Source organism: Blastopirellula sp. SH421 (assembly GCF_057808535.1).
In genome coordinates this window covers 1,724,961-1,745,956 of record NZ_CM173712.1, presented here as the reverse complement: position 1 = coordinate 1,745,956, position 20,996 = coordinate 1,724,961, and the positions used below count along the sequence as shown (strand labels likewise).

Here is a 20,996-nt window from a genome sequence, read left to right as displayed (position 1 = left end):
ATTACTCCTGCGTGGCGGTGGTTTCGTCGGGCTGCGGCTCTACTGCTTCTTTTGTTTCCGGCTTAACCGACTGCGGTTCAGTCGCTTTGGGTTCCGTCACCTCCTCCGGCGTTTCCTGCTTCGGGCCCAGCAGCTCGTCCAGCTTTTTCCGCAACTGTTGCATCTGCACCGGATTGATCGAGACATACGAATCAATCACTTTGCCGTCAGGACCGACTAGATAAAGCTGCTCGCTATGGGTCTGAGGTTTAACGATCGCATCAAAGTAGCCGCCGCCGATTTGCTCGATGTAGGCCAGATCGCCGGTACAAAAATACCAGACGTTTGGCTTGGCTTCAAAACGTTCCGCATAGCCGGTCAAGACGTTGGGCGTATCGTTGGCAGGATCGCACGTGATGCTGACAATCTTCAGCCCGCGATCGGCGTACTCGGCCTGTAGGCGAGCATTCTCTAAATTCAACAACGTGCAGGTTGAAGGGCATGCCGTGAAAAAGAAACTGCCGAGCCAATACTTACCCTCCAACGACTTGCTGTCAAACGGCTCACCACTCCGCTCGGTCAACGTGAATGACGTCATCGGTTCGGCTTTTTTTTGCTCTGCTTCAACCTGCGTTTTTACTGCCGGCTCTTCGGCGAGCAACTTTTTGATCAACTTGCGTGCTGCTTGAAAGTCAGTCGTCTGCGTCGCTAGAAAACTACCACGCAACTTTCCATTTCGATCGACCACCATCATTCGCTCGCTGTGCGTCTGCTTGGCGAACCCGATATGAAACTGCTTCTCAGATATCTCTTGAATCTTCTCCAAGTCCCCGGTCAAAAATTTCCACTGCGCCGGATCGGCGTTGAACATTTTGGCGTATCGGGCCATAACTTCCGGCGTATCGCTGACAGGATCGCAAGTGATGCTGACAAAGCGAACGTCGTCTTCTTTGAACTCATCGGCAAGCGATGCGACTTGCTGATTCAACAAGCGGCAAATCGAAGGGCAACTTGTAAAAAAGAAGCTACCCACCCAAACGTCTCCCCTCAGCTCGCTCGAAACAAACGGCTCTCCGCTTGAATCGATCAATTCGAAATCGCCCACGTAGGCGTCATCAGGAACGGTGACGTTGTTGGTTGGGTGATCCACATCGCGCATTGCGCTATTGCGACCGCGTGCATTCGCGGCCATCCAGACCATAATCCCTCCAATCAGGACGAACATGATCGCGATGAAAAAAGCGAGCGTTTTATTCATTAGGCATCTCCACTTCTCGGTTCGGCGGCGGCCCAACAAGCCCAGCCGAGCATGATTGCGGCAAACGCAATCGTCACGACCACGCTGGTTACGGGACTGGGTGACCAGTAGGCTTCGACCGGAAGCCCTCGGCCCGGCAACGGCGCGGCGCTCCCCATGCCCCAGTACATTATCTCGCGAAGCGCTGCGATTGCGTAGGTCACTGGATTCAATCGCATCACCCAGTGCATCACCACCTGACTCCAGGGGGACTGGGCGTTGATAAACGGCACGGGAAAAAAGGCGCCTGACAGCAGCCATAGCGGCATCAACAACAAGTTCATCACAGCGTGAAAGCCTTGCGTCGACTCCATCCGCCAGGCGAGCAAAAATCCGAGCGAAGTCAGACCGATCCCGACAATTAGCAGAAAAATCGCCATCACCACAAAGTTGAGCGGTCCCAAATTGACCTTCAGCGTCAGCGCCAGCAGCAAGAAGAGCACTCCTTGCAGCGTAGCCAACAGCGCTCCTCCCATCACCTTGCCCAACACCATCGACCACCGCGGAATCGGGGCCGCCAAAACCGATTGCAGGAAACCCTCGTTCCGATCTTCAATAATCGAGATCGTCGCAAAGATCGCCGTGAATAGCACGATCAGCATCAACGTTCCAGAAAAGTAGTATTCCAAAAAGCTAACGCCGGCTGCGGCCGTAGCGCCGGGCAATTGAAACGTGCGGCTCATGCCTGCACCAAACAACAGCCAAAACAACAGCGGCTGACCAATCGCACCGATGATGCGATTGCGCTGCCGCAAAAAACGGACGATTTCACGTTGGCAAAGCGACCAAGCGGCTAAAATCGGCTTGGGCTCGATCGGCGATATGGTTTCACTTGCCATGGGTCGGCTCCTCACGCCAATACTGCCGGCCCGTCTTGTCGATAAAGACATCCTCCAAGGTCGGTTTGCCGAAAGTAATCGATTCGATCTGGTCCCCCAGCGACTGCATGATTCGCGGCGCCATCTGGGAGGCGTCCGCCGCTTCAAAACGGATTCCGGTTTCTATGACGCGGACTTCCTCGGTAACGATCTGACGCAACTGCGTCGCCAGCGCTTCTGCATCGCCGCGTGTAGTGATTGTGACCGAATCCCCTCCGACCGAAGCTTTCAGCGCCGCCGGTTGATCGAGCGCGACCAAGGTTCCTTGATCGAGAATCGCAATGCGATCAGCCTTCTCCGCTTCTTCCAGCAGATGGGTCGTCAATACGATGGTTACCCCTTGCTCGGTGCGAATTCGCTGCAGATATTCCCACAAGCTGCTACGTGCGCCAGGATCGAGCCCGGTGCTTGGTTCATCCAGCAACAGCAATTGGGGACGATGGATCATTCCCTTGGCCAGTTCGACACGACGTCGCAGTCCGCCAGAGAGCTGCTCGGCCAGATCGCTAGATCGATCGATCACCCCCAACTGCCGCATCATACGTTCTTCGGCCTCTCTAGCGGCGGCGCCGCTGAGTCCGTACAGGGCCGATTGCTGTCGCATGTTTTCGGCGACCGTCAATTTTTTGTCGAGACTGGGAGATTGAAAAACGACCCCAATGCGACGACGGACCTGGTCACGCTGCGACGCCAGATCAAAACCCAAGAGGTCGATCTTGCCCGCTTGAAGCGGCGCCAACGTGGAAAGCAGCCGAAACAGCGTCGTCTTCCCCCCGCCGTTTGGACCGAGGAAAACAAAGATCTCGCCGACTTCGATCTGCAGCGACAGATCCTTGAGCGCTTGGCGCGTGCCGTAGCTGTAGGCGACATTCTGAATCGAGATAGCAGGCACGGACATACTTTTTAGTGTCCAGGCTGCGGAACGGCGTGAGCGTCATCGATCGGCGGAGCTGTTTGTTCAATCGGTTGCGGCGTGTGATTCCAACGATGACTGCTGTAGTGATAGGTGCGAAAGCCGATATCAGGAATCAGCATGCAGACCAAAAACAGAGACATCAGCGCGGCCGGCACGGTCAGCACCCATTTCCAGTTCGCTTCCCAGATCAAGTGCATGAAGAAGGCCATGACCAACAGCGCCTTGCTGCATGAAACGACCATCATAAAAGCACGGCTGACCCCGACAGGAATCGTATTATGCCACATCTCGAAATAGGTCAAAAACGAACACCCCGTCAGCACACACAGCGCAAGAAAAACTACCCAGTACTTGCCGGTGCCGCCGTGGCTGTGGGTAGGATCCGCTGCGTGATTGGGTTCCGCGTGTTCGGTAGACGACATGGTCGGTGATTCCTTAACGCGAGTTAAAACAGGTACAGAATCGGAAACAAAAAGATCCAGACCAGATCGACAAAATGCCAATACAGCCCAGCCGCTTCAATAAAGTTGGCCTTTCCCACACCCAGCGTCAACGGCAACGCAACGGCAAAGACGATCAGCCCCACGATCACATGAATCGCATGAAATCCGGTCAGTAGAAAGTAGGTGCTGGCCCACATGTTGCCGCTTGGAATCACAAACGGCAAGTCGAGCCAGTCGTAGGTGTGATTCACCCCATGCTGCAAAATCTCGCCATCATTCGCAATCAGCAAGTCGATCGTCGCGATGCGAGTTTTGATCAGGGCGATCGCTTGTGGATCTTGCTCTTCACTATTCTCTAACTCGGTCAAACTCGCCGCCAGCGTCTCCTGCTCGGCTTGCAGTCGCGTCAGCTCGGATTGGTCTTCATGCGGATGTTGAATGGTGTAAGCAATACTGTCGATCAAGGCCTGACCTTCGACCGGACTAGCGGCTTGCGTCGCTAGACGCGTATTCCATTGCACCAAGCCGTTACGGAGCAGCTCTAGAACTTTGCGACGCTCTTGCGCAAGCGGATCATCACTATCGGCCGGATATTTTTTCGCTTCATCTTCTAGCGCTACTTTGAGCGCCGAAGCGTAATACACATCCGGTTTGTCATACAGCAAGCCGTGCGGATGAGCCGGGTAGATGCCGTGTGCGAACTTCTCTTTGTATTCGTACGCTTTGACTCCCAAAAAAGTAAGTCCTAGCAAGAATGTCAGGCAGATCCAGGCCTTCGCCAGCCCTGGACGGTTCGACTTCGCCGCTTCTAGCGCCAGCACGACCGATAAACTAGAGCAGATCAACACAAACGTATTGAAAGCGCCGATCGGTTCACTCAGGTGTACGTCATGCGGCGTCGGCCAGGCCGGAGCGCCAAAACGAAGCACAATATAAGCGCCGATGAGCCCTGCGAAAAACATAATTTCGGTCGAAAGAAATAGCCACAAGCAGAGCTTGCCGTTCGGAATCGGCAGCGCTGGCTGGTATTCCAATTGGACAGGACCATGTTCGTGATGTTCGTCGTGAAGCTGCGACATTAGTCGGTTCTGTTAACAGGTCACAAAATGGGGAATGCCAACAATACGCCCAGCATCGCCGGCAAATATACCAATGACGCCCAAAGCAAATGCCGAGCACTGCGATCGTCGCGACGCACCGAAAATCGGACAGCTAACAGCAGCTGCGCAAAGCCCAGCGTCAAAGCGGCGGCAACGCACCAAGGTGCTCCATCCAGCGGCGCGTTCAAAAACGGCACGATGCTGACAAGCGTCAGCGCCAATGCGGCGCCAATCGCCTGGCGACCGGCGCGAATTCCGGTCGGATCGACCACCGGCAACATTTGCATCCCGGCCTGGGCGTAATCTTTACGATAGATCCAGGCGATCGCCATGAAATGCGGAAACTGCCAAAAGAACAAAATCGCAAACAACGCGGCTGCGCGCAGATCAAACGGCGTTCCCATCGCAGCCCAGCCCATCAATAGCGGCAATGCGCCAGCTACCGCGCCCACCGCCGTATTCCAGGGACTTAGTCGTTTCAGCGGCGTATAAACGACCACGTACAACAGCCAGGTAGCGGCGCCGATTGCGGCGACCTTCCAACCGACGGTGGCCGCCAGATACGAAACTCCGATCAAACCGATCGCAGCACCAAATACAGCAGCCGAGTGGCCGGAAATACGGCCTGCTGGCAGCGGTCGCTCACGCGTTCGCTTCATCAGAAGATCGCTGCGACGCTCGATCCATTGGTTCCAAACGCAGCTACTCGAAGCGACTAGCGCGGTTCCCAAAATCGCATGAAACAACCGCCACAAATCAGGTTGTCCCCACGTTGCGACACAACCGCTGACGGCGACCGCCGTGAGCAGCATCACTCCGATTTTTGGTTTGGTAAGTTCGACATAGTCCGCGATGATCGCGAGCCGACCGGCGCGACGCGCTTCGAAAGCGAGAGGAGTCGTGCTCATCTGGTGACTCCCTTGAGCGACGGTTTGTCCGCAATTTGCGAAACAAGCGACGCCGGTGAATCCGAATAGTAACGAAAACTATACACCGCGATGGCGACCGTCACACCGACGATCAATGAACCTGTCGCGACATGGGCCGTCACGACGCCTGCTTGCGCGACGCTTTCGGCATGGATGATAAAACTAGGGATCAAATCGCCACCCGGTAAAAATGTTGGCCAACCATATTTGAACGTCCAGGCGGCGACGCCTAGCCCGATTTGCACCATTACTATTAACGATGCGAACAGCGACCACCACCGTACGGCGATCGCGGTGGGATGATTGCGCCAAGCCGTAGCCGTCAACGCGATCACATGCGCCGCGACCAAAAAGGCCACAATCACATGAAAGATCACCGCAATGCGAAAGTCAGTGTGACTGCCGCCAACCGGCACATGGCGTAAAAAAGAACCAATCAAAAGTTGCACATAAGCCAGCGCGGCGGTCAACACAGCCAACGCTTGCAAACGTCCACTTTTCTCTGCCACAACCGTCTCGATGGCGGACCATCGACGCGACGTAACCACGGCTAAGGCAACCGTCAATCCAAAAAAGGCTGGACCAAAGCAGCCATGTATGCGAGCCAGCAACACTTCGTCTTGAATGACTCGCGCTCCTCCCAAAATCCCCTGAGCGATTACAGCGATCAAAGCCAGGATTGAAAGCGCCAGCAGCCAACGGCGTTTGTCGCAAACGGCGACCACAATCACCAGCACGATCGCCACCAAGCCAACGACTGAACCAAGCAGCCGATGTCCATGCTCGACAAACAAATCGAAAGGACCTGCAATCCATTCGCTAATGGGATAGAGAAACAGGTTATACCCATAAGTGTTGGGCCAATCCGGTACGGCCATGCCTGCCTTCTTGGTCGTCACCAGGCCGCCGACCCAAATCAACGGGAAGGTAGTCCAGACCAAGAGCAGCGCTACCCGGTGCGGCCAAGCAGATCGAATTGTCGGTTGCGGATCATTCACGATAAATCCCGATCTTAGACGAGCTCCGATTTTGTTTTCGGCGGAGTCGTCTGCGGATAGAAATCTTCTTCCGTTTCTGGCGATCCATATTCATACGGGCCGCGGTAAACGATCGGTTGAAAGTCAAAGTTCCCATGCCCCGGAGGACTGGGCGCTTGCCATTCCAGGCCATTGGCGCGCCAAGGATTGCGGCCTGCCTTGGGGCCAAAAAAGATGCTGTAGAAAAAGTTGACGGCGAAGATGATCTGAACCGCGACCATGCAGATTGCACAAATCGTCATAAACTGATTCATCGACAGCATATGATTGAAGGTCGGGTAGTGGTACGGATCAGCCAGACGGCGCGGAAAACCGCCAACCCCCAAAATGTGCATCGTGAAAAAGGTGCCGTTCAAAAAGATGAACGTCAGTGCAAAGTGAATCTTGCCGGCCGTCTCGTTCATCATGCGCCCGAACATCTTCGGAAACCAAAAGTAGATCGCACCGAAGACCGCCATCGCTGTACCGGCGAACAGCACATAGTGAAAGTGGGCGACGATAAAATAGGTGTCGTGGATCACGATGTCGACCGGCGTGGCCGCCATAAAGATCCCTGACAACCCGCCGATCACAAACATGGAGACAAAGCTGAGTGCAAACAGCATCGGCGTAGTGAACTGCACCTTGCCGCCATAGACCGTGCCGAGCCAGTTGAAGGTTTTCACCGCACTGGGCAGCGCGATCATCATGGTCGCCACCATAAAGGTCATGCCGAGAGCAGGGTTCATCCCCGACACAAACATGTGATGCCCCCACACGATAAAGCCGAGTCCCGCGATACCGCAGATCGAATAGACCATCGGCTTGTAACCAAAGATCGGCTTCCGAGAGAAGCAGGCCAGAATATCCGAGACCATCCCCATCGCCGGCAAGATCATGATATAAACCGCCGGGTGCGAATAAAACCAAAACAAATGCTGCCAAAGCAGCGGTTGTCCGCCACCGGCCGCCAGCGGCGAATTATTTACCACCAACGCTTCCGGCAAAAAGAAGCCGGTCCCCAACAAGCGATCGGCCAGCAACATAAAGCCTGCCGCAGTCAAAACCGGCAGCGCAAACGCTTGCAGCAATGCCGTAATAAACATTCCCCAAATCGTCAGCGGCAAGCGGAACATCGTCATGCCCGGCGCTCGCATTTGAATGATCGTGGTCATATAGTTGACCGATCCCAACATCGAACTCACGCCGACAGACGTCACTCCCAGCAGCCACAAAGTCTGCGCCATCCCGCTTCCAGGCGCCGAGGTCGTCATCGCCGACAGCGGTGGGTAGCTGGTCCAACCAGCCGACGCGCCGTACCCTTCGCAAAAGAAGGCTCCGCCGAAACAAAAGAACGCTGGCCACATAAACCAGTAGCTCAGCATGTTCAACGTCGGAAACGCCATATCGTCGGCGCCGATCATCAGGGGAATCAAGTAATTGCCAAAGGCGCCGGCCAGAATCGGGATGATCACCAAGAAGATCATCACCGTTGCGTGCATCGTCACCAAGACGGTATAGAACTCCGGGGCAATCTGGCCTCCCTGCTCGGGAAACAACATGCCGCCGATGATCGGCATATCCGACCAGGGCCAAGCCAACTGCCAGCGAATTCCTAGCGCCAACAATCCACCGACAATGAACCAAATCAACGTCGAGAAGAGGAATTGAATTCCGATAACCTTATGATCGCGCGAGAAGACATACGTCGACAGAAAACGTCCAACGGTCATCTCGTGAGTCGCGGCATGCATAGGTGCATCGATTGTCGTGGTGCTCATCGATTATTCTTCTTCCTCAGGCAGGATAAACTCCGAAGTCTCCTGCTCGGCGTAAGCAGCCGAAAACCAGCGATCGAACTCGGCAGCGCTCTCGACCGTAATCTGACCGCGCATCTTGTAATGTCCCCACCCGCAAAGCTCGGCGCACACGATGTCGCTTACCCCTTCTTTGACCGGATGAAACCAGACGTGCTGTCGCATCCCCGGCACGACGTCTTGTTTGACCCGCATGTTGGGCAGGAAGAAGCTGTGCAGCACGTCCATGCTCTCAATTTCGATGACAACTTCTTCGTTCACAGGCACATGCAGGTCATTCACCACATGCAAATCATCAGGCGTATCCAGCCGCCCATCTGCGCCTGGGTATTGAATCCGCCATTCAAATTGACGCCCTGTCACACGCGCCAGCGGCGGCTTGATCGCGCCATCCGACAATGTCGGCCGTCGCATCCGCGCGCCGGCCCATGCATCCATTTGATAGATCGCAATAAACAACAACACGACCGCCGGCACGATCGACCAGACCACTTCCAACGCATGACTGCCGTGTGAGAAAACGACAGGGTCGGTATTGGTCGCGGCGTCATACCGCCACAAAATCCAGAAGAGAACCAGTCCGGTCCCCAGAAATACAATGCCCGTCAAATAGAGGATGACATAAAACAGATGGTCGATCTGGTGGTTGCTGACATCCAAAGAAGGAAACCAATTGCCCGGCGCAAATGCGTAGGCGCCGCCGTTCATCGGCCACCAATCGTTCATGGCCGAGACGAAGGTCCAGACCCCGAAAATCGGGACTGTCAAAAACAGGATACTCCAAACTCTACCCACGTTGTCTCTCCTCGAACGCCGGCGGTTACCGACGATGGCCGAGCTGCTAGTTCCGTACGCGAACGTTTTCTGTTGGATGCGGCTCGTTTTCACTTAACGCATCGTACGGCAATCCATAGCGCACAAAGTCGACCAGATGCCAGATTTCTTCATCGGTAACAATCGGTGGAGCCGCCGGCATTTTGGCGCCTTCGATGCCGTTGCGAATTCGCCAAAAAATATCGATAGGGCGTCGGCCGCCGCGAAAGACTCCTTGCCGCAAATTGCGTGGTCGCAATTTGCGAGGTTCCAAAGCGCCCAGCGCCAAATATCCCTCTAACGTGCTGGGATCGTTGGGATCATAATAGAACCTTGTCCAGTCGTCATAGAAATCGGCTTCCGCCGTCTGCCCATCCCCTAAGGCCGACTCGCCATGGCAGCCGGCGCAACCAGTTTTGGCCGAGAAGAAAAGTTCGCGACCTTTGGCGATCGACTCTTTCATCTCCATCTCTGGCTTCGGTTCGATAATCGTCACTTCTTCAGCTGCGGCGATCCATTTTTCGACGATTGGACCAACGACCTCTTCGACAATATTCTCTTCCGACTCGAAAAACTTGACTTCTTCCAAAAACTCCTGCTTCTCTTCTTCCAACTCTTCCGGCGAGAGCGATGCGACATACTCTTGCTCTTCCGCACTCCGTTGGTCAGCCGGCTTGATCACCGCTGACGACAGATCGCCAAACTCGGCTTCAATCAAATAAAGCTCGGTCTGCCCGCGAATCGAGAGATACTTCACGTAGTGCGTCAGCGCCTCGATTTCGTCATCGCTCAGCAGCTTAAAGCTGGGCATCGCCGTTCCGGCAGCCCCATCCAGGATGATGCGCTTCAGATCCTCATGCGTCGGCTCTTGCCCTGAAGTCGTCGATTTGAATTTGTAGATGCCAGGTCGATAGTCACGCGGATACGGATCTAAAAAAGCAGCCGTTGGACCGGCGCCATCTCCGTTGATCCCATGGCAATGCACGCAATGCTGGCGATAGAGACCACGTTGATTGCCATTCTCATCGCTACCATACGGACCAGCCGCCATCTCGATCTTCTTGATATCCAGGACTTCTTCGATCCCTGGAACCGGCGGCAGCAGCGGCTTGTCTGGCGTTCCGAACGCTTCCGTCAAAATCTTTTCGATCGGCTTCAGCTGGTACTCGCTGGAGAAGGTCGCTTCTGTATCAAGTTCGGTCTTACGCACGGCGACCTTATTCAACTCGAACTCCGCCGCCGGCGAAAAACAGCCCACGGTAGCGATCATCATCGCGATTGCGAGGATCGCCAGCAGCGCCCCACCGCCGCGCTGCATCGTGCTGAAAACTGCGTTCATGCTGGTAGTTTCTTGTCGCATCATGACGTATTGCGAAACGCTCGTTCCAGGCGTAATAAGCTGCTAAAACTGAGAAGAATTGACGAATTCAGCCAGCGATGCACTATCGTCGCGCCCAAGCGTCGCACGAATCGCCATCACGCGAACAGGTCAAGTGACCTGTCGCGTTTTCTGGTATAGCAATCACCTAAACCCTCTAGCGGAGCTCAAGATGACTTCAATCATCGGGAGTCACTGTCTCACACAACCTTTAAATGGGCTGACGAGAAAGGTTGAGCGATGGTTGGACCATCGCTCAAATTCCCATTTCCTGTTAACTACTTCTTCAACTTGTCGGCTGGGACAGTGATGACGCCCAAGTCAGTCGCTTTACCGTCGACCACTTTGACTTCGTATTCGCCCTTTCGGTCTTTCTCAGACTTGCCGCCCATTTTGACTTCGGACAGATAACCGCCGCTGGTGTGCCAGAACTGGAACTTCCAGTCGCCGGCCGGCATGTTCTCAATCGTGAACGTGCCATCCTCGGCCGAAACGGCCATGTACGGCGATTCTTTCACGACGATGTAACCAACCATCCAGGGATGAATCGCACAACTGGCGATCATGGGGACGCGCTCTTCGGACGGAAACTGGTGCATAAAAGATCCGCCAGCCGGCACCAATGTATTGAATGGGTTGTTGGCGAATCCATCGACTTTAAAGTTGTGCGCGATCGGATCCGAGTTCTTGAACTCAACCTTCTGAGAGGGACGAACGGCAATCACATACGGAACGTAAGCACAGGCCAAGTTATCGCAGATAATCGTGTCGTTAGCGGTCTTTTCGTAGCTAGCATGTACCGGCGGTTGCGGATCACGACGACCCAGCGAAACCCAAACGCAGACGTTCTTTAGCTCGCCACCCGGACCAACCAACAGCGATTCATCCACCAACGGCGGTTTGGTATCGCAGACCTCTTTGTCTTTGGTGATGTCTAAAACCGCTGGCGGCGCAACTTTGCCATCAACGACAAACTTACCGGTAATCGTGCCCCAACCTTCGGCTGAGACGGCGCCGCTGACGCAAAGCGCCAGTAGAAGTGCGGAGCTGAAATGTAGCAATTTCACGGTGGGATCTCCCTTGGGGGTTCTTACAGTTCCATGCACGCGGCCGCATTGAGCCGCGTTAAAGCTTTTCATTATAAGCAATTCTGACGTCGCCGCCCATGCTTTTCGCCGCACCCTTTTAGGGGGATCATAAATAATTCTCAACCTTGATAGCGGCCCCGGTTTTAACAAGCGCCCCTATCCGACGGTTTTCAGAATTCTCTCCTCGTTATTTATCGACGAATCCGCTTGAGTATCGCCAGACCCGAAACCGCCGCTCTGGCGCCGTGTTCCGTAAATCTTGCGCAACGCTGCCGCGAGTATACCCGGCTCAGCGCCTTGACCGAACCTGCTCGTGCAAAATCTCCGATGCTCGAATAATCGCTGCAGTCCCGCCCGATTTTAGCGGATGATTCCAGCTTCGATCCTTGCAGTTGCTGACTTAAAACCCTCCGAAACTAGCCATTCCTAGCAGCGAGTAAGACGCAACAAACCCTGCCGCTAGGACAGTTCGTCCCGCACGCAGGCGCCTTGGAACACGCCCCCCTTTCACTCAACTTCCTTCAGACAAAGAAGTTGCGGACATTCTGCGTCCAATTGTGTGACACGTTGACTTACTTCCACTTTGGAGCGATTGGCCCCTGTAGTCAACGATTTGAGGGGGGGACAAATTGTCACATCCCAGCGAGTGGTTCGTTCACAGCTAGGGGCAAACCGCGCACTACAGCATCTGTCGAACTGGGCGATTCCCCGGTAGAATGGGAGATTCGACGCAGGACCTCAGCCCCACAAAGGCTTATTGCACTATGAACGTATTGGTGATTGGCAACGGCGGACGCGAACATGCGCTCGCTTGGAAAATCGGTCAAAGCTCGCGCGTCGATCGCGTTTTTGTGGCGCCAGGCAACGCCGGCACCGCGCTGGATGCTGAAAATGTCGATATTGCGCCCTCCGACTTTCCGCAGCTGATCAAGTTCGCCAAGCAAAACAACATCGGCTTGACCGTCGTGGGCCCCGAAGCTCCGCTGGTCGCCGGGATTGTCGACGCTTTCCAAGCCGCTGGACTCAAAGTCTTTGGCCCCAACAAAGCCGCTGCGCAGATGGAAGGCAGCAAAGCCTTCTGCAAAAAAATCTTGCGTCAGGCCGATGTTCCAACCGCCGAATATCGCTTGTTCCGTGACGCCGACAGCGCTACCCGCTACATCAAAGACCGCTTCCCGCACGAAGGGGAAGATGTACCGGTCGTTGTCAAAGCCGACGGCCTGGCCTCCGGCAAAGGGGTCACCGTCTGCCGCAAAGCCCAAGACGCACTCGATGCAATCCACCAAATCGGTCGCGACAAGATTTTCGGGGACGCCGGCAATCAAATCGTGATCGAAGAACGACTTGATGGCCAAGAAGCCAGCGTCCTGGCGATTACCGATGGGCATACCATAGTCAGCCTAGCGCCGGCCCAAGACCATAAGCCCGCCTTCGACAATGATGAAGGCCCCAACACCGGCGGCATGGGCGCCTACAGCCCAACACCGATCGTCACCCCCAGCATGATGGCCGAAATCGAAGAACGTGTGCTGGTGCCAACCGTTCACGCGCTCAAACGCTCTCGGCGTCCCTTCCGCGGCGTGCTGTACGCCGGTCTGATCATGACCAATCAAGGTCCCAAGGTGCTGGAATACAACGTCCGCCTGGGGGATCCAGAGTGTCAGCCAATTTTAATGCGGCTCAAGACCGACCTCGTCGACATTCTTGAAGCGACCGTCGACGGGCGTCTGGTCGAGATCGAACCGCTGCAATGGGATCCGCGTCCGGCGATCTGCGTGGTAATGGCCGCTGATGGCTATCCCGGCGACTACACCAAGGGACACGTGATCCGCGGCTTGTCCGAAGCGGCTCAACTGCCTGACGTCAAAGTCTTCCACGCAGGCACCGTGATGAAGGGAAGTGACGTTGTCACTGCCGGCGGGCGAGTACTGGGCGTTACTGCAATGGGTGATTCGATCGCGACGGCCAAACTAAACGCCTACACCGCCGTGAAAAAAATCCGCTGGGAAGGCGCTTGGTGCCGGAAAGACATATCGGACAAGGCGCAGGTTTTGCCTTCGTAAAACTGCCCCGATTTTACTCAAACAACTTTCGTACTTTGCCAAACGCTTTCAGATGTTCCAGCGCTTTGGGCGTCACCACGCGCCCGCGCGGTGTTCGCACCACTAGTTCCGTACGCAGTAAGAATGGCTCGACTTCGTCGGCCAAGGTATCGGTCGCCGCGTTCATTGTATGCGCGATCGCTTCGATCCCGGCCGGACCGCCGCCAAAGACGCGGACCAGCGTCGAGAGATAGTTGCGGTCTTGCTTGTCCAATCCCAGGTCGTCGATCGCCTGCATCTCCATCGCGGAGCGGGCCAGTTCTAAGGTGACATGCCCATCCGCGCGACTGGTCGCAAAGTCGCGGACCCATCGCAAACGGTTGTTGGCCACCCGCGGAGTACTGCGGCTCCGTTTGGAAATTTCGAGCGCCGCGTCGTCGTCGATCGTCACGCCTAGCTTTTTTGAGTTGCGGCGGACGATCTCAGCCAACTCGCTATCGCTATAAAAATCGAGATGCTCCCGGAGCACAAAGCGATCTCGTAGCGGCGCCGATAACATCCCGCTGCGAGTTGTCGCACCAATCAGCGTAAACGGCTTGATCTGTAGGTTGATCGTACGAGCATTGGTTCCTTCGCCCAGCACGATGTCGATCCGAAAATCTTCCATCGCCGTGTAAAGATATTCTTCGACCGCTTTGGGGATTCGATGGATCTCATCGATAAACAGGACCGAACGCTCGTCCGCGTTGGTCAGATAGGGGACCAGATCTTTGGGCGCTTGAATCGCTGGCCCACTGGTCAATTGGAAATTAACCCCCAGATCTTTCGGAATACAGGTCGCAAAGGTCGTTTTGCCAAGTCCCGGCGGACCATCAAATAAGATGTGACCCAGCGGCTCGTCCCGCTTCATCGCCGCGTCGACAACAATCTGTAGCCGCTTTGCGACTTCGCGCTGACCCACCATATCGGCCATCGACTGCGGACGGAGCATCCGCTCGTCTTCGCGGTTGTGACCATCTCCCTGCTGTAATAAGGCTTCGCGGGCCATCCGTTACGCCGTGCTGAAATTGAGAAGTGAACAATTGTAGACTATCGGGCATCCACTATAACAAAACTCGGCAATTCGCGAAAAGATGAGAGGGGAAAAGGATCAATCTGCGGCGAATCCGGAAATTTAGGCAGCATGTGTCCATCATTATCCCCTTCGCCCCTAAAATAGAGCATTGTTTGGCTCACGCTTGGGTTGTCTTCCGGTATGCGGAAGGTGATATCCCTTTAAGTTTCCGGAAGATGCGATTGAAGTTTGATAAATTGGAGAATCCGGTTTCAAAGGCGATCGCGCAGATCGAATCTTCAGTCGTGTGCAGCAATCTTGATGCATTGGAAATTCGAACCTGATTCACGAACTGGCTAAAGCTGACGCCTGTGCATTTCAAAAAGTGACGACTAAAGCTGGCTTTGCTCATTTGGACCATCTCCAAAATCTCGCTCAACTGCAGCTCCCGGCGGTAGTTCTCCATGATCCAATTGACTGCTTTTTGCATCTCCATATAGTTGGCGTTCCCTTGCGGAGTATCAAACCGAATCGAAGAGATTTGCCGAAATTCGCCTGCCTCAACACTGGCCAGCGTTCCCAGGAGTTGGTAAAAGAGCCCATATTTTTCTACGTAATGCGAAGCGGGGTTTTCGGAAAAACTTCGTAAGATTTCTACCGCTCGAAAGCCATACGATACGTGGATCTCCATTCCGTAGGCTGCGTGATGAATAAACTCAAGCATCTCGGCTCGCGCACGCTCGGTTAACGTTTTCATTAACCGAGCATTGCAAAATTGCACGCAAACCCCCGAAGAGGGACCGCTGAATTGCCAGTAATGGGGTAGCCCGTGCCCCAGCACAACCAAACTTGGGCTGCCCCCTATCTCGCGGGTTTCATCTCCCACAACGCGAATTCCATGCCCCGTTTCGACCAGGGTGATTTCGACCTCGGGATGCCAATGCCAGCGTCCGCCGGTGCCGGTCATCGGCTTGAAATCGCGTAGCTCCGAATCGAAAATTTCGATCTGGTTCACATCTTTACCCCAGCGCAGCACGCGAAAACATTCGCTCGCGGGAATATTGATCGTTTCGTAGTTGATAGACATGCGCAGCGGGGGCCAAATCAGATCACAGCACGCCGGCGATTCAACGAGACCTCACAGCGGCGACTGAGAAGCCAAGATGAGTATAGGCTGCCGCCGCTCGAATCTCTATCCTTGCGCCCTCGCGTTGCTGTCGGAGACTCGTGCTGGCCTGCTGAATCTGGCTAAGCCAGGATCTCTTGGATCACATGGCCATGTACGTCTGTCAGGCGACGTTCAAAGCCGTTGTAATAATAGGTCAGACGCTCGTGATCGAGCCCTAGTAAGTGCAGAATCGTCGCGTGGAAGTCATGCACGTCAACAACGTTCTCGGCGGCTTTATAGCCAAATTCGTCGGTGGCGCCAAACGTGTAGGGGGCTTTTACGCCTGCTCCCGCGAGCCAGCAGGTGAATCCTTCGGGATTATGATCGCGACCGCTGGCTCCCTTTTGAAACGTCGGCATGCGGCCGAATTCGGTGCACCAGACGATCAAGGTTTCTTCTAGCAAGCCACGCTGCTTCATGTCTTTGATCAAAGCGGCCGTTGGTTGATCCAGCACCGGTCCATGGACGCTGTATTGCGACTCAATCGACTTGTGCCCATCCCAATTACTAACCCCTTCTCCGCCAGTCTGATACGCGCCGTTAAACAACTGCACAAACCGAACGCCCTGCTCTAGCAGACGCCGCGCTAAAATGCAGTTTCGCGCATAGGCCGCTTTCAAACTATTCTCGGCGTCATCCGCGCCGTACATTCGTAGCGTTGCCGGCGATTCGGTCGAAATGTCGCTCACTTCCGGCACCGTCATCTGCATGCGGGCCGCCAGCTCATAGCTGGAGATCCGCGCTGCCAATTCAGTATCTCCCGGAAATTGCTCCAGATGCCGCGCATTCAGTTCATTTAAAAAGTCACGCGTCGCATTGTCCGCCGCAGGGTCGACGCCGGTCGGTCGCTTCAGATTGCGAATCGGCTGGTTGGCGTTGAAATCGGTCCCTTGAAAAGCGGCCGGCAAAAAGCCTGGCCCCCAGTTATTGACCGAGGCTTGCGGCGTGCCGCGCGGATCAGGAATCGCGACGTAAGCCGGCAGATTTTGATTCTCGCTGCCCAGCGCATAACTCGCCCAAGCGCCCATGCTGGGGAAACCGTCCAATGTAGATCCGGTCGACATAAAATTTTCGCCGGGGCCGTGCGTATTGGTCTTGCCTTTGATCGAATGCAGAAAGCAAATGTCATCGGCCAGTTCTCCCAAATGAGGAACCAAGTCAGAGATCATCTTGCCCGACTGTCCGCGTGGCCGGAACTTCCAAGGGCTCTTCGTCAGATTCCCTTGTTGCCCCTGGAAAGTGACTAATTGATCTGCGTTGGGCATCGGCTGCCCATGCCGTTTGATCAGTTCTGGCTTGTAATCAAATGTGTCAATGTGACTGCATGCGCCGGAACAAAAAATTACCAGCACATTTTTGGCCGCCGCCGGAAAGTGCGATCCTCGCGGAGCAAAGGGACGCCCGGGGTCAATCTGCGGGCGAACTGAGGCTCCGTCCCCCAGCAGTTTTTCATTCGCCAGCATCATCGCCAGTGCGATGCTGCCAAGTCCGGTCGCCGACTGACCTAGAAACTGCCGGCGGTCCAACATGTGAAGTCCCTGCGGAAGATTCGCAGCGCTATTCTCATTCGCTCGCTTGAACATGGCGCGTCTCCGATTCCGCTATTGAATGAACAGAAATTCGTTACTGTTAAGCAGAGCACGGCAAAACGCTGTAAGGCCTTGCTGCTCGATAAACTGCCGACTCGCTGATAGCTCTTCTGCGCTAGGTTCGCGGGCGTAGCACAGTTCGAACGCTCGCTGGATCTGCCTCTCCGGCGTATCGGCCTCAGCCTGGAGACGCTCGCCGAAGATCTTCGCTTGTTGCAGCAAAAAATTGCTGTTAAACAAATTCAGAGCTTGCAGCGGCGTGGTCGAACGCGATCGTTTGGCGACCGACGTTGCCGCATCGGGACAGTCAAACAGCCCGAACACCGCGTCCTTCTCCATGCGCACTTTGGTCATATAAACCATCCTACGCCAATCGCTCGGCCCAAAGCTTTGCTTGGGATGATAGTGCCGCACATTCTCTGCTTCGACTTCAAACGCGCTGAATCCCGGCCCCCCCATCTGCCGATCCAACGTGCCTGACACTTCTAAGATAGAATCCCGAATCGGTTCTGCATCCAAACGGTGCGGCGGGTAACGCCAAAGCAAGCGAGATCCGCCATCAATCTCCAAACCTGCCGCATGAGGTCGACTCGCTTGTTGATAAGTCGCCGATTGCAAGATCAAGCGATGGATATGCTTGAGCGACCAATCGTGCTGGACCAGTTCGCTGGCCAACCAATCCAACAGCTCTGGATGTGTGGGAGTTACGCCTGCTTCGCCGAAATCGCTCGGAGTATCAACCAGGGCAGCGCCAAAATGGAACTGCCAAACGCGATTCACAATCACCCGAGCAGTCAGCGGATTCTCGGCCGATGCGATCCACTCGGCCAACACGCGGCGACGCTCGGCCTCGGGTGCATCTAGCGCAAGCCCCAGATCGGTAAAAATCTCGGGAGCATTCGGCGGAACTTGCTCTCGTTTCCCCTGCGGTTCGCCCCGATAGAGCCGATAGGTCGGTCCCGGTTGTTGATATTGACCGGCGTACGCTTGCTGCGGTCGCGTTGCCGACTCGTACTCGGCTCGAGCCGCTTCCAACTCTTGCAGCCGAGACTTGCCGGCGGCGGCCTCCTCAGGCGTCAAATGATCAAATTGGTACAAGACTTTCTTTGGATTTTGCGGAGACCGAATCTGCAAGCGATCCGACGAATCTGCGACCGTTTCCCAATCACTACCGTTGGTTGAAACAGCAAATCGATACTGGGTCGCCAAGCGGTCCGCATAAGCACCCTCGCGATCGCGGGCCCACTGGATCCGATCGATTTCGCACAGTTCGGCTAATTCAATCTGCACCCAACTGTTGTCGCTATTGTCCGAAATCCAACTATGATCGTTCGAATAAAGGCCGTCGTTGAGATGCTGCAACTTGTGCATCGGATAGCCGGCCAAGGATCCTGAAGCAGTCACCTTTGCGCCCCGTTTCGCCAATGCGACATTTTCGCCGTTCGAAAAGATTTCGAGCTCATCGATGCAAGGCTGCCCTGAGTTAGTCGATTTAATCTCAAAGCGAACAAACTTGGCTTGCTGCGGCGGAAAGCGCTCGATGTTGCCTGTCGAATCGACTGCTTCACGAAACAACGGAATCACCGGCGATTGGCTGTCGTCGCCGCTCATCTTTTCTAACAGCACAACATCCGCAGTGATCGCTTCGCCCGTCTCGCCGCCAACCAATAAAATTTGATCGTTCGCATCGATCGTCGTGACCGCCGTCGGATAGAAACCGCTCCACAGCGCCGCTCGCTGCTGGGCAGCGCCGCCATCGGCAAAATGCTGTTGATTGACGATCGCCAGGGTCTCCCAATCTTCGCGCGTTTGAAGATCTCCATCTCGATCGATCACGTACTTCGCATCTTGACAATGCGTGTCGAATCCACAGCCCCACGAGAGCCAGACGCGATATTGCCCCACGGCCTGCGGCGCCCAGGCGATTACCGGCTCATTCGGCATGCGCCGCCACCACGTATATTTACCGCCGCTCACATTTGAAGTACGAACCGCAGCGCCAGGATCATTCGCTTGGCCACGCGACTCGCCTGCCGGATTGATCCCCACGCCTGCCGGTTTGGCCAGCAGTTTGACTTGACTCTCTGCTTGAGCCGGCTCCTCATCCAACAATAGAAAGCGACGAGCGTCATGTTGCACGATAAATGGGGACAACTTTGACTCGAGATGCGTGATCTTGTCGCGTAAGTCGTCTGCTCGCGCCTGCTGCTCCGGCGATAATGGCAACGCCATTTCGCCATGCTGAACTCCGGCAAAAATTGCCTGCATCGAGTAATAGTCCGATTGCAAAATCGGATCAAATTTGTGGTTGTGACACCGCGCACACCCCACCGTAATTCCCAAGAAGGCGGTGCTGGTCGTGTTGATGATGTCGTCCAGTTCATTCTGTCGCTGCATCAGCGTTAGATTGATGTCGGGACTCTTGACTTGATCGTAGGGGCCTGCCACGAGGTATCCCAAACCCATCGGATCACCAAAGCTATCGCCAGCGAGTTGCTCACGGATGAACTGGTCGTACGGCTTGTCTTGGTTGAACGCTTGAATTACATAGTCGCGATATCGCCAGGCGTTGGGACGTTCGCGATTCGTTTCAAAGCCGTAGGTCTCGGCAAATCGAACCAGATCCAGCCAATGCGTCGCCCAGCGTTCGCCAAAATGAGGACTGGCCAACATGCTTTCGATCGCCTGATTGGTTGCCTGCGGATCTGTCGCATCCACGAATGCTTGAACCGCAGCCGGTTTCGGCGGCAAACCATGCAGATCCAACGACAAGCGACGATACAACGTGCTGCGATCCGCCGCTGGATTGGGCGAGAGATTTGCCGCTTGCAGTTTCGCTAATACGAAATGATCGATCGGATTCTGGGCCCAATCGCCGGAAGTTTGCGGAACAGTCACCGGCTGCACCGGTTGAAAAGCCCAGTGATCGGTTGTCCGCGATTCTTCTTCAACCACGCCGTCAGGACCAGGCCAGACCGCTCCCTGATCAATCCAAGCACGCAACAATCCGATTTGAGTTGCGTCGAGCGCATCCGCTTCGTCCGGGGGCATTCGCAACTTGGGCTCGAGCCCGGCCACTAAGTGAATTAAATGACTGGTCGCGCTGCTCCCCACCACGATGCCTGGTTCGCCAGAGTTTCCTCCCCGTAAGACAGCCCCTTTTCGGTCAAGACGGAATTCACTTTCCTGCGAGAACTCGCCGTGACAATCGTGACAACTGGCCGCTAAGATCGGAGCGATATCGCGCTCGAAATCAATTTGCTTTTCGGCGGCGGGAGGCAATTCGCCTCCGTGAACCAATCCTGGCGTTAGCAGGGCTAGAGCGAATGCCAGCAAGCAATTTTTCATCGCAATCTCAACAGTTTGTACGTTGCTTCTGTGGGCAGGCGCCGGGAGAATGCGACAACTCTTCTTTCCCACGGCAAATCAAGCAACTTTAGGAGGGCGAATCAACACGTAAAGCAACCGAAGCAAACTGCAATTCGGTTG

Annotated in this window: 16 protein-coding genes; 1 reads left to right on the top strand and 15 read right to left on the bottom strand. The window is 55.1% G+C overall.

Annotated features, from left to right (window positions below):
* Nucleotide 1 precedes the first annotated feature (1 nt).
* From SH421x_RS07180 to SH421x_RS07130, 11 genes are all read right to left on the bottom strand, one after another.
* Nucleotides 2–1,237, bottom strand: coding sequence for an SCO family protein (locus SH421x_RS07180; RefSeq protein ID WP_488854735.1), 1,236 nt, complete (start codon nt 1,235–1,237; stop codon nt 2–4).
* On the bottom strand, nt 1,237–2,115 hold the full coding sequence (locus tag SH421x_RS07175; RefSeq protein WP_488854734.1) for an ABC transporter permease: 879 nt from the start codon (nt 2,113–2,115) through the stop codon (nt 1,237–1,239). The genes SH421x_RS07180 and SH421x_RS07175 overlap by 1 nt, the downstream gene beginning before the upstream one ends.
* On the bottom strand, nt 2,105–3,052 hold the full coding sequence (locus tag SH421x_RS07170) for an ABC transporter ATP-binding protein (RefSeq protein ID WP_488854733.1): 948 nt from the start codon (nt 3,050–3,052) through the stop codon (nt 2,105–2,107). Before SH421x_RS07170 ends, SH421x_RS07175 begins: the two co-directional genes overlap by 11 nt.
* Before the next feature lie 5 nt (nt 3,053–3,057).
* Nucleotides 3,058–3,492: a cytochrome C oxidase subunit IV family protein gene (locus SH421x_RS07165; protein WP_488854732.1), complete on the bottom strand. Its 435-nt coding sequence runs from the start codon at nt 3,490–3,492 to the stop codon at nt 3,058–3,060.
* A 23-nt stretch (nt 3,493–3,515) separates the two neighbouring features.
* On the bottom strand, nt 3,516–4,592 hold the full coding sequence (locus SH421x_RS07160) for a cytochrome c oxidase subunit 3 (RefSeq protein ID WP_488854731.1): 1,077 nt from the start codon (nt 4,590–4,592) through the stop codon (nt 3,516–3,518).
* Between the two features lie 20 nt (nt 4,593–4,612).
* Nucleotides 4,613–5,521, bottom strand: coding sequence for a heme o synthase (gene cyoE / locus SH421x_RS07155; protein WP_488854730.1), 909 nt, complete (start codon nt 5,519–5,521; stop codon nt 4,613–4,615).
* Nucleotides 5,518–6,540, bottom strand: coding sequence for a COX15/CtaA family protein (locus tag SH421x_RS07150; RefSeq protein WP_488854729.1), 1,023 nt, complete (start codon nt 6,538–6,540; stop codon nt 5,518–5,520). Before SH421x_RS07150 ends, cyoE begins: the two co-directional genes overlap by 4 nt.
* Nucleotides 6,541–6,554: 14 nt before the next feature.
* Nucleotides 6,555–8,339: a cytochrome c oxidase subunit I gene (locus tag SH421x_RS07145; RefSeq protein ID WP_488854728.1), complete on the bottom strand. Its 1,785-nt coding sequence runs from the start codon at nt 8,337–8,339 to the stop codon at nt 6,555–6,557.
* A 3-nt stretch (nt 8,340–8,342) separates the two neighbouring features.
* Nucleotides 8,343–9,143: a cytochrome c oxidase subunit II gene (locus SH421x_RS07140; protein WP_488854727.1), complete on the bottom strand. Its 801-nt coding sequence runs from the start codon at nt 9,141–9,143 to the stop codon at nt 8,343–8,345.
* A 73-nt stretch (nt 9,144–9,216) separates the two neighbouring features.
* Nucleotides 9,217–10,527, bottom strand: a complete 1,311-nt coding sequence (locus tag SH421x_RS07135) for a c-type cytochrome (RefSeq protein WP_488854726.1) — start codon at nt 10,525–10,527, stop codon at nt 9,217–9,219.
* A gap of 317 nt (nt 10,528–10,844) precedes the next feature.
* Nucleotides 10,845–11,633 (bottom strand): cupredoxin domain-containing protein, encoded by a 789-nt coding sequence (locus tag SH421x_RS07130; RefSeq protein WP_488854725.1) that lies wholly within the window; start codon nt 11,631–11,633, stop codon nt 10,845–10,847.
* A 785-nt stretch (nt 11,634–12,418) separates the two neighbouring features.
* Between SH421x_RS07130 and purD the strand changes: the two genes are divergently transcribed.
* Complete coding sequence (gene purD / locus SH421x_RS07125) at nt 12,419–13,717, top strand: phosphoribosylamine--glycine ligase (RefSeq protein WP_488854724.1); 1,299 nt, start codon at nt 12,419–12,421, stop codon at nt 13,715–13,717.
* Between the two features lie 13 nt (nt 13,718–13,730).
* Here purD and ruvB read toward each other — a convergent pair whose 3' ends face one another.
* The 4 genes from ruvB to SH421x_RS07105 form a co-directional block, all read right to left on the bottom strand.
* Nucleotides 13,731–14,744, bottom strand: a complete 1,014-nt coding sequence (gene ruvB, locus SH421x_RS07120; RefSeq protein WP_488854723.1) for a Holliday junction branch migration DNA helicase RuvB — start codon at nt 14,742–14,744, stop codon at nt 13,731–13,733.
* A gap of 184 nt (nt 14,745–14,928) precedes the next feature.
* Complete coding sequence (locus SH421x_RS07115) at nt 14,929–15,837, bottom strand: helix-turn-helix domain-containing protein (RefSeq protein ID WP_488854722.1); 909 nt, start codon at nt 15,835–15,837, stop codon at nt 14,929–14,931.
* A gap of 161 nt (nt 15,838–15,998) precedes the next feature.
* Nucleotides 15,999–17,501 (bottom strand): DUF1501 domain-containing protein, encoded by a 1,503-nt coding sequence (locus SH421x_RS07110; protein ID WP_488854721.1) that lies wholly within the window; start codon nt 17,499–17,501, stop codon nt 15,999–16,001.
* A gap of 18 nt (nt 17,502–17,519) precedes the next feature.
* On the bottom strand, nt 17,520–20,855 hold the full coding sequence (locus tag SH421x_RS07105) for a DUF1553 domain-containing protein (protein WP_488854720.1): 3,336 nt from the start codon (nt 20,853–20,855) through the stop codon (nt 17,520–17,522).
* Nucleotides 20,856–20,996 lie beyond the last annotated feature (141 nt).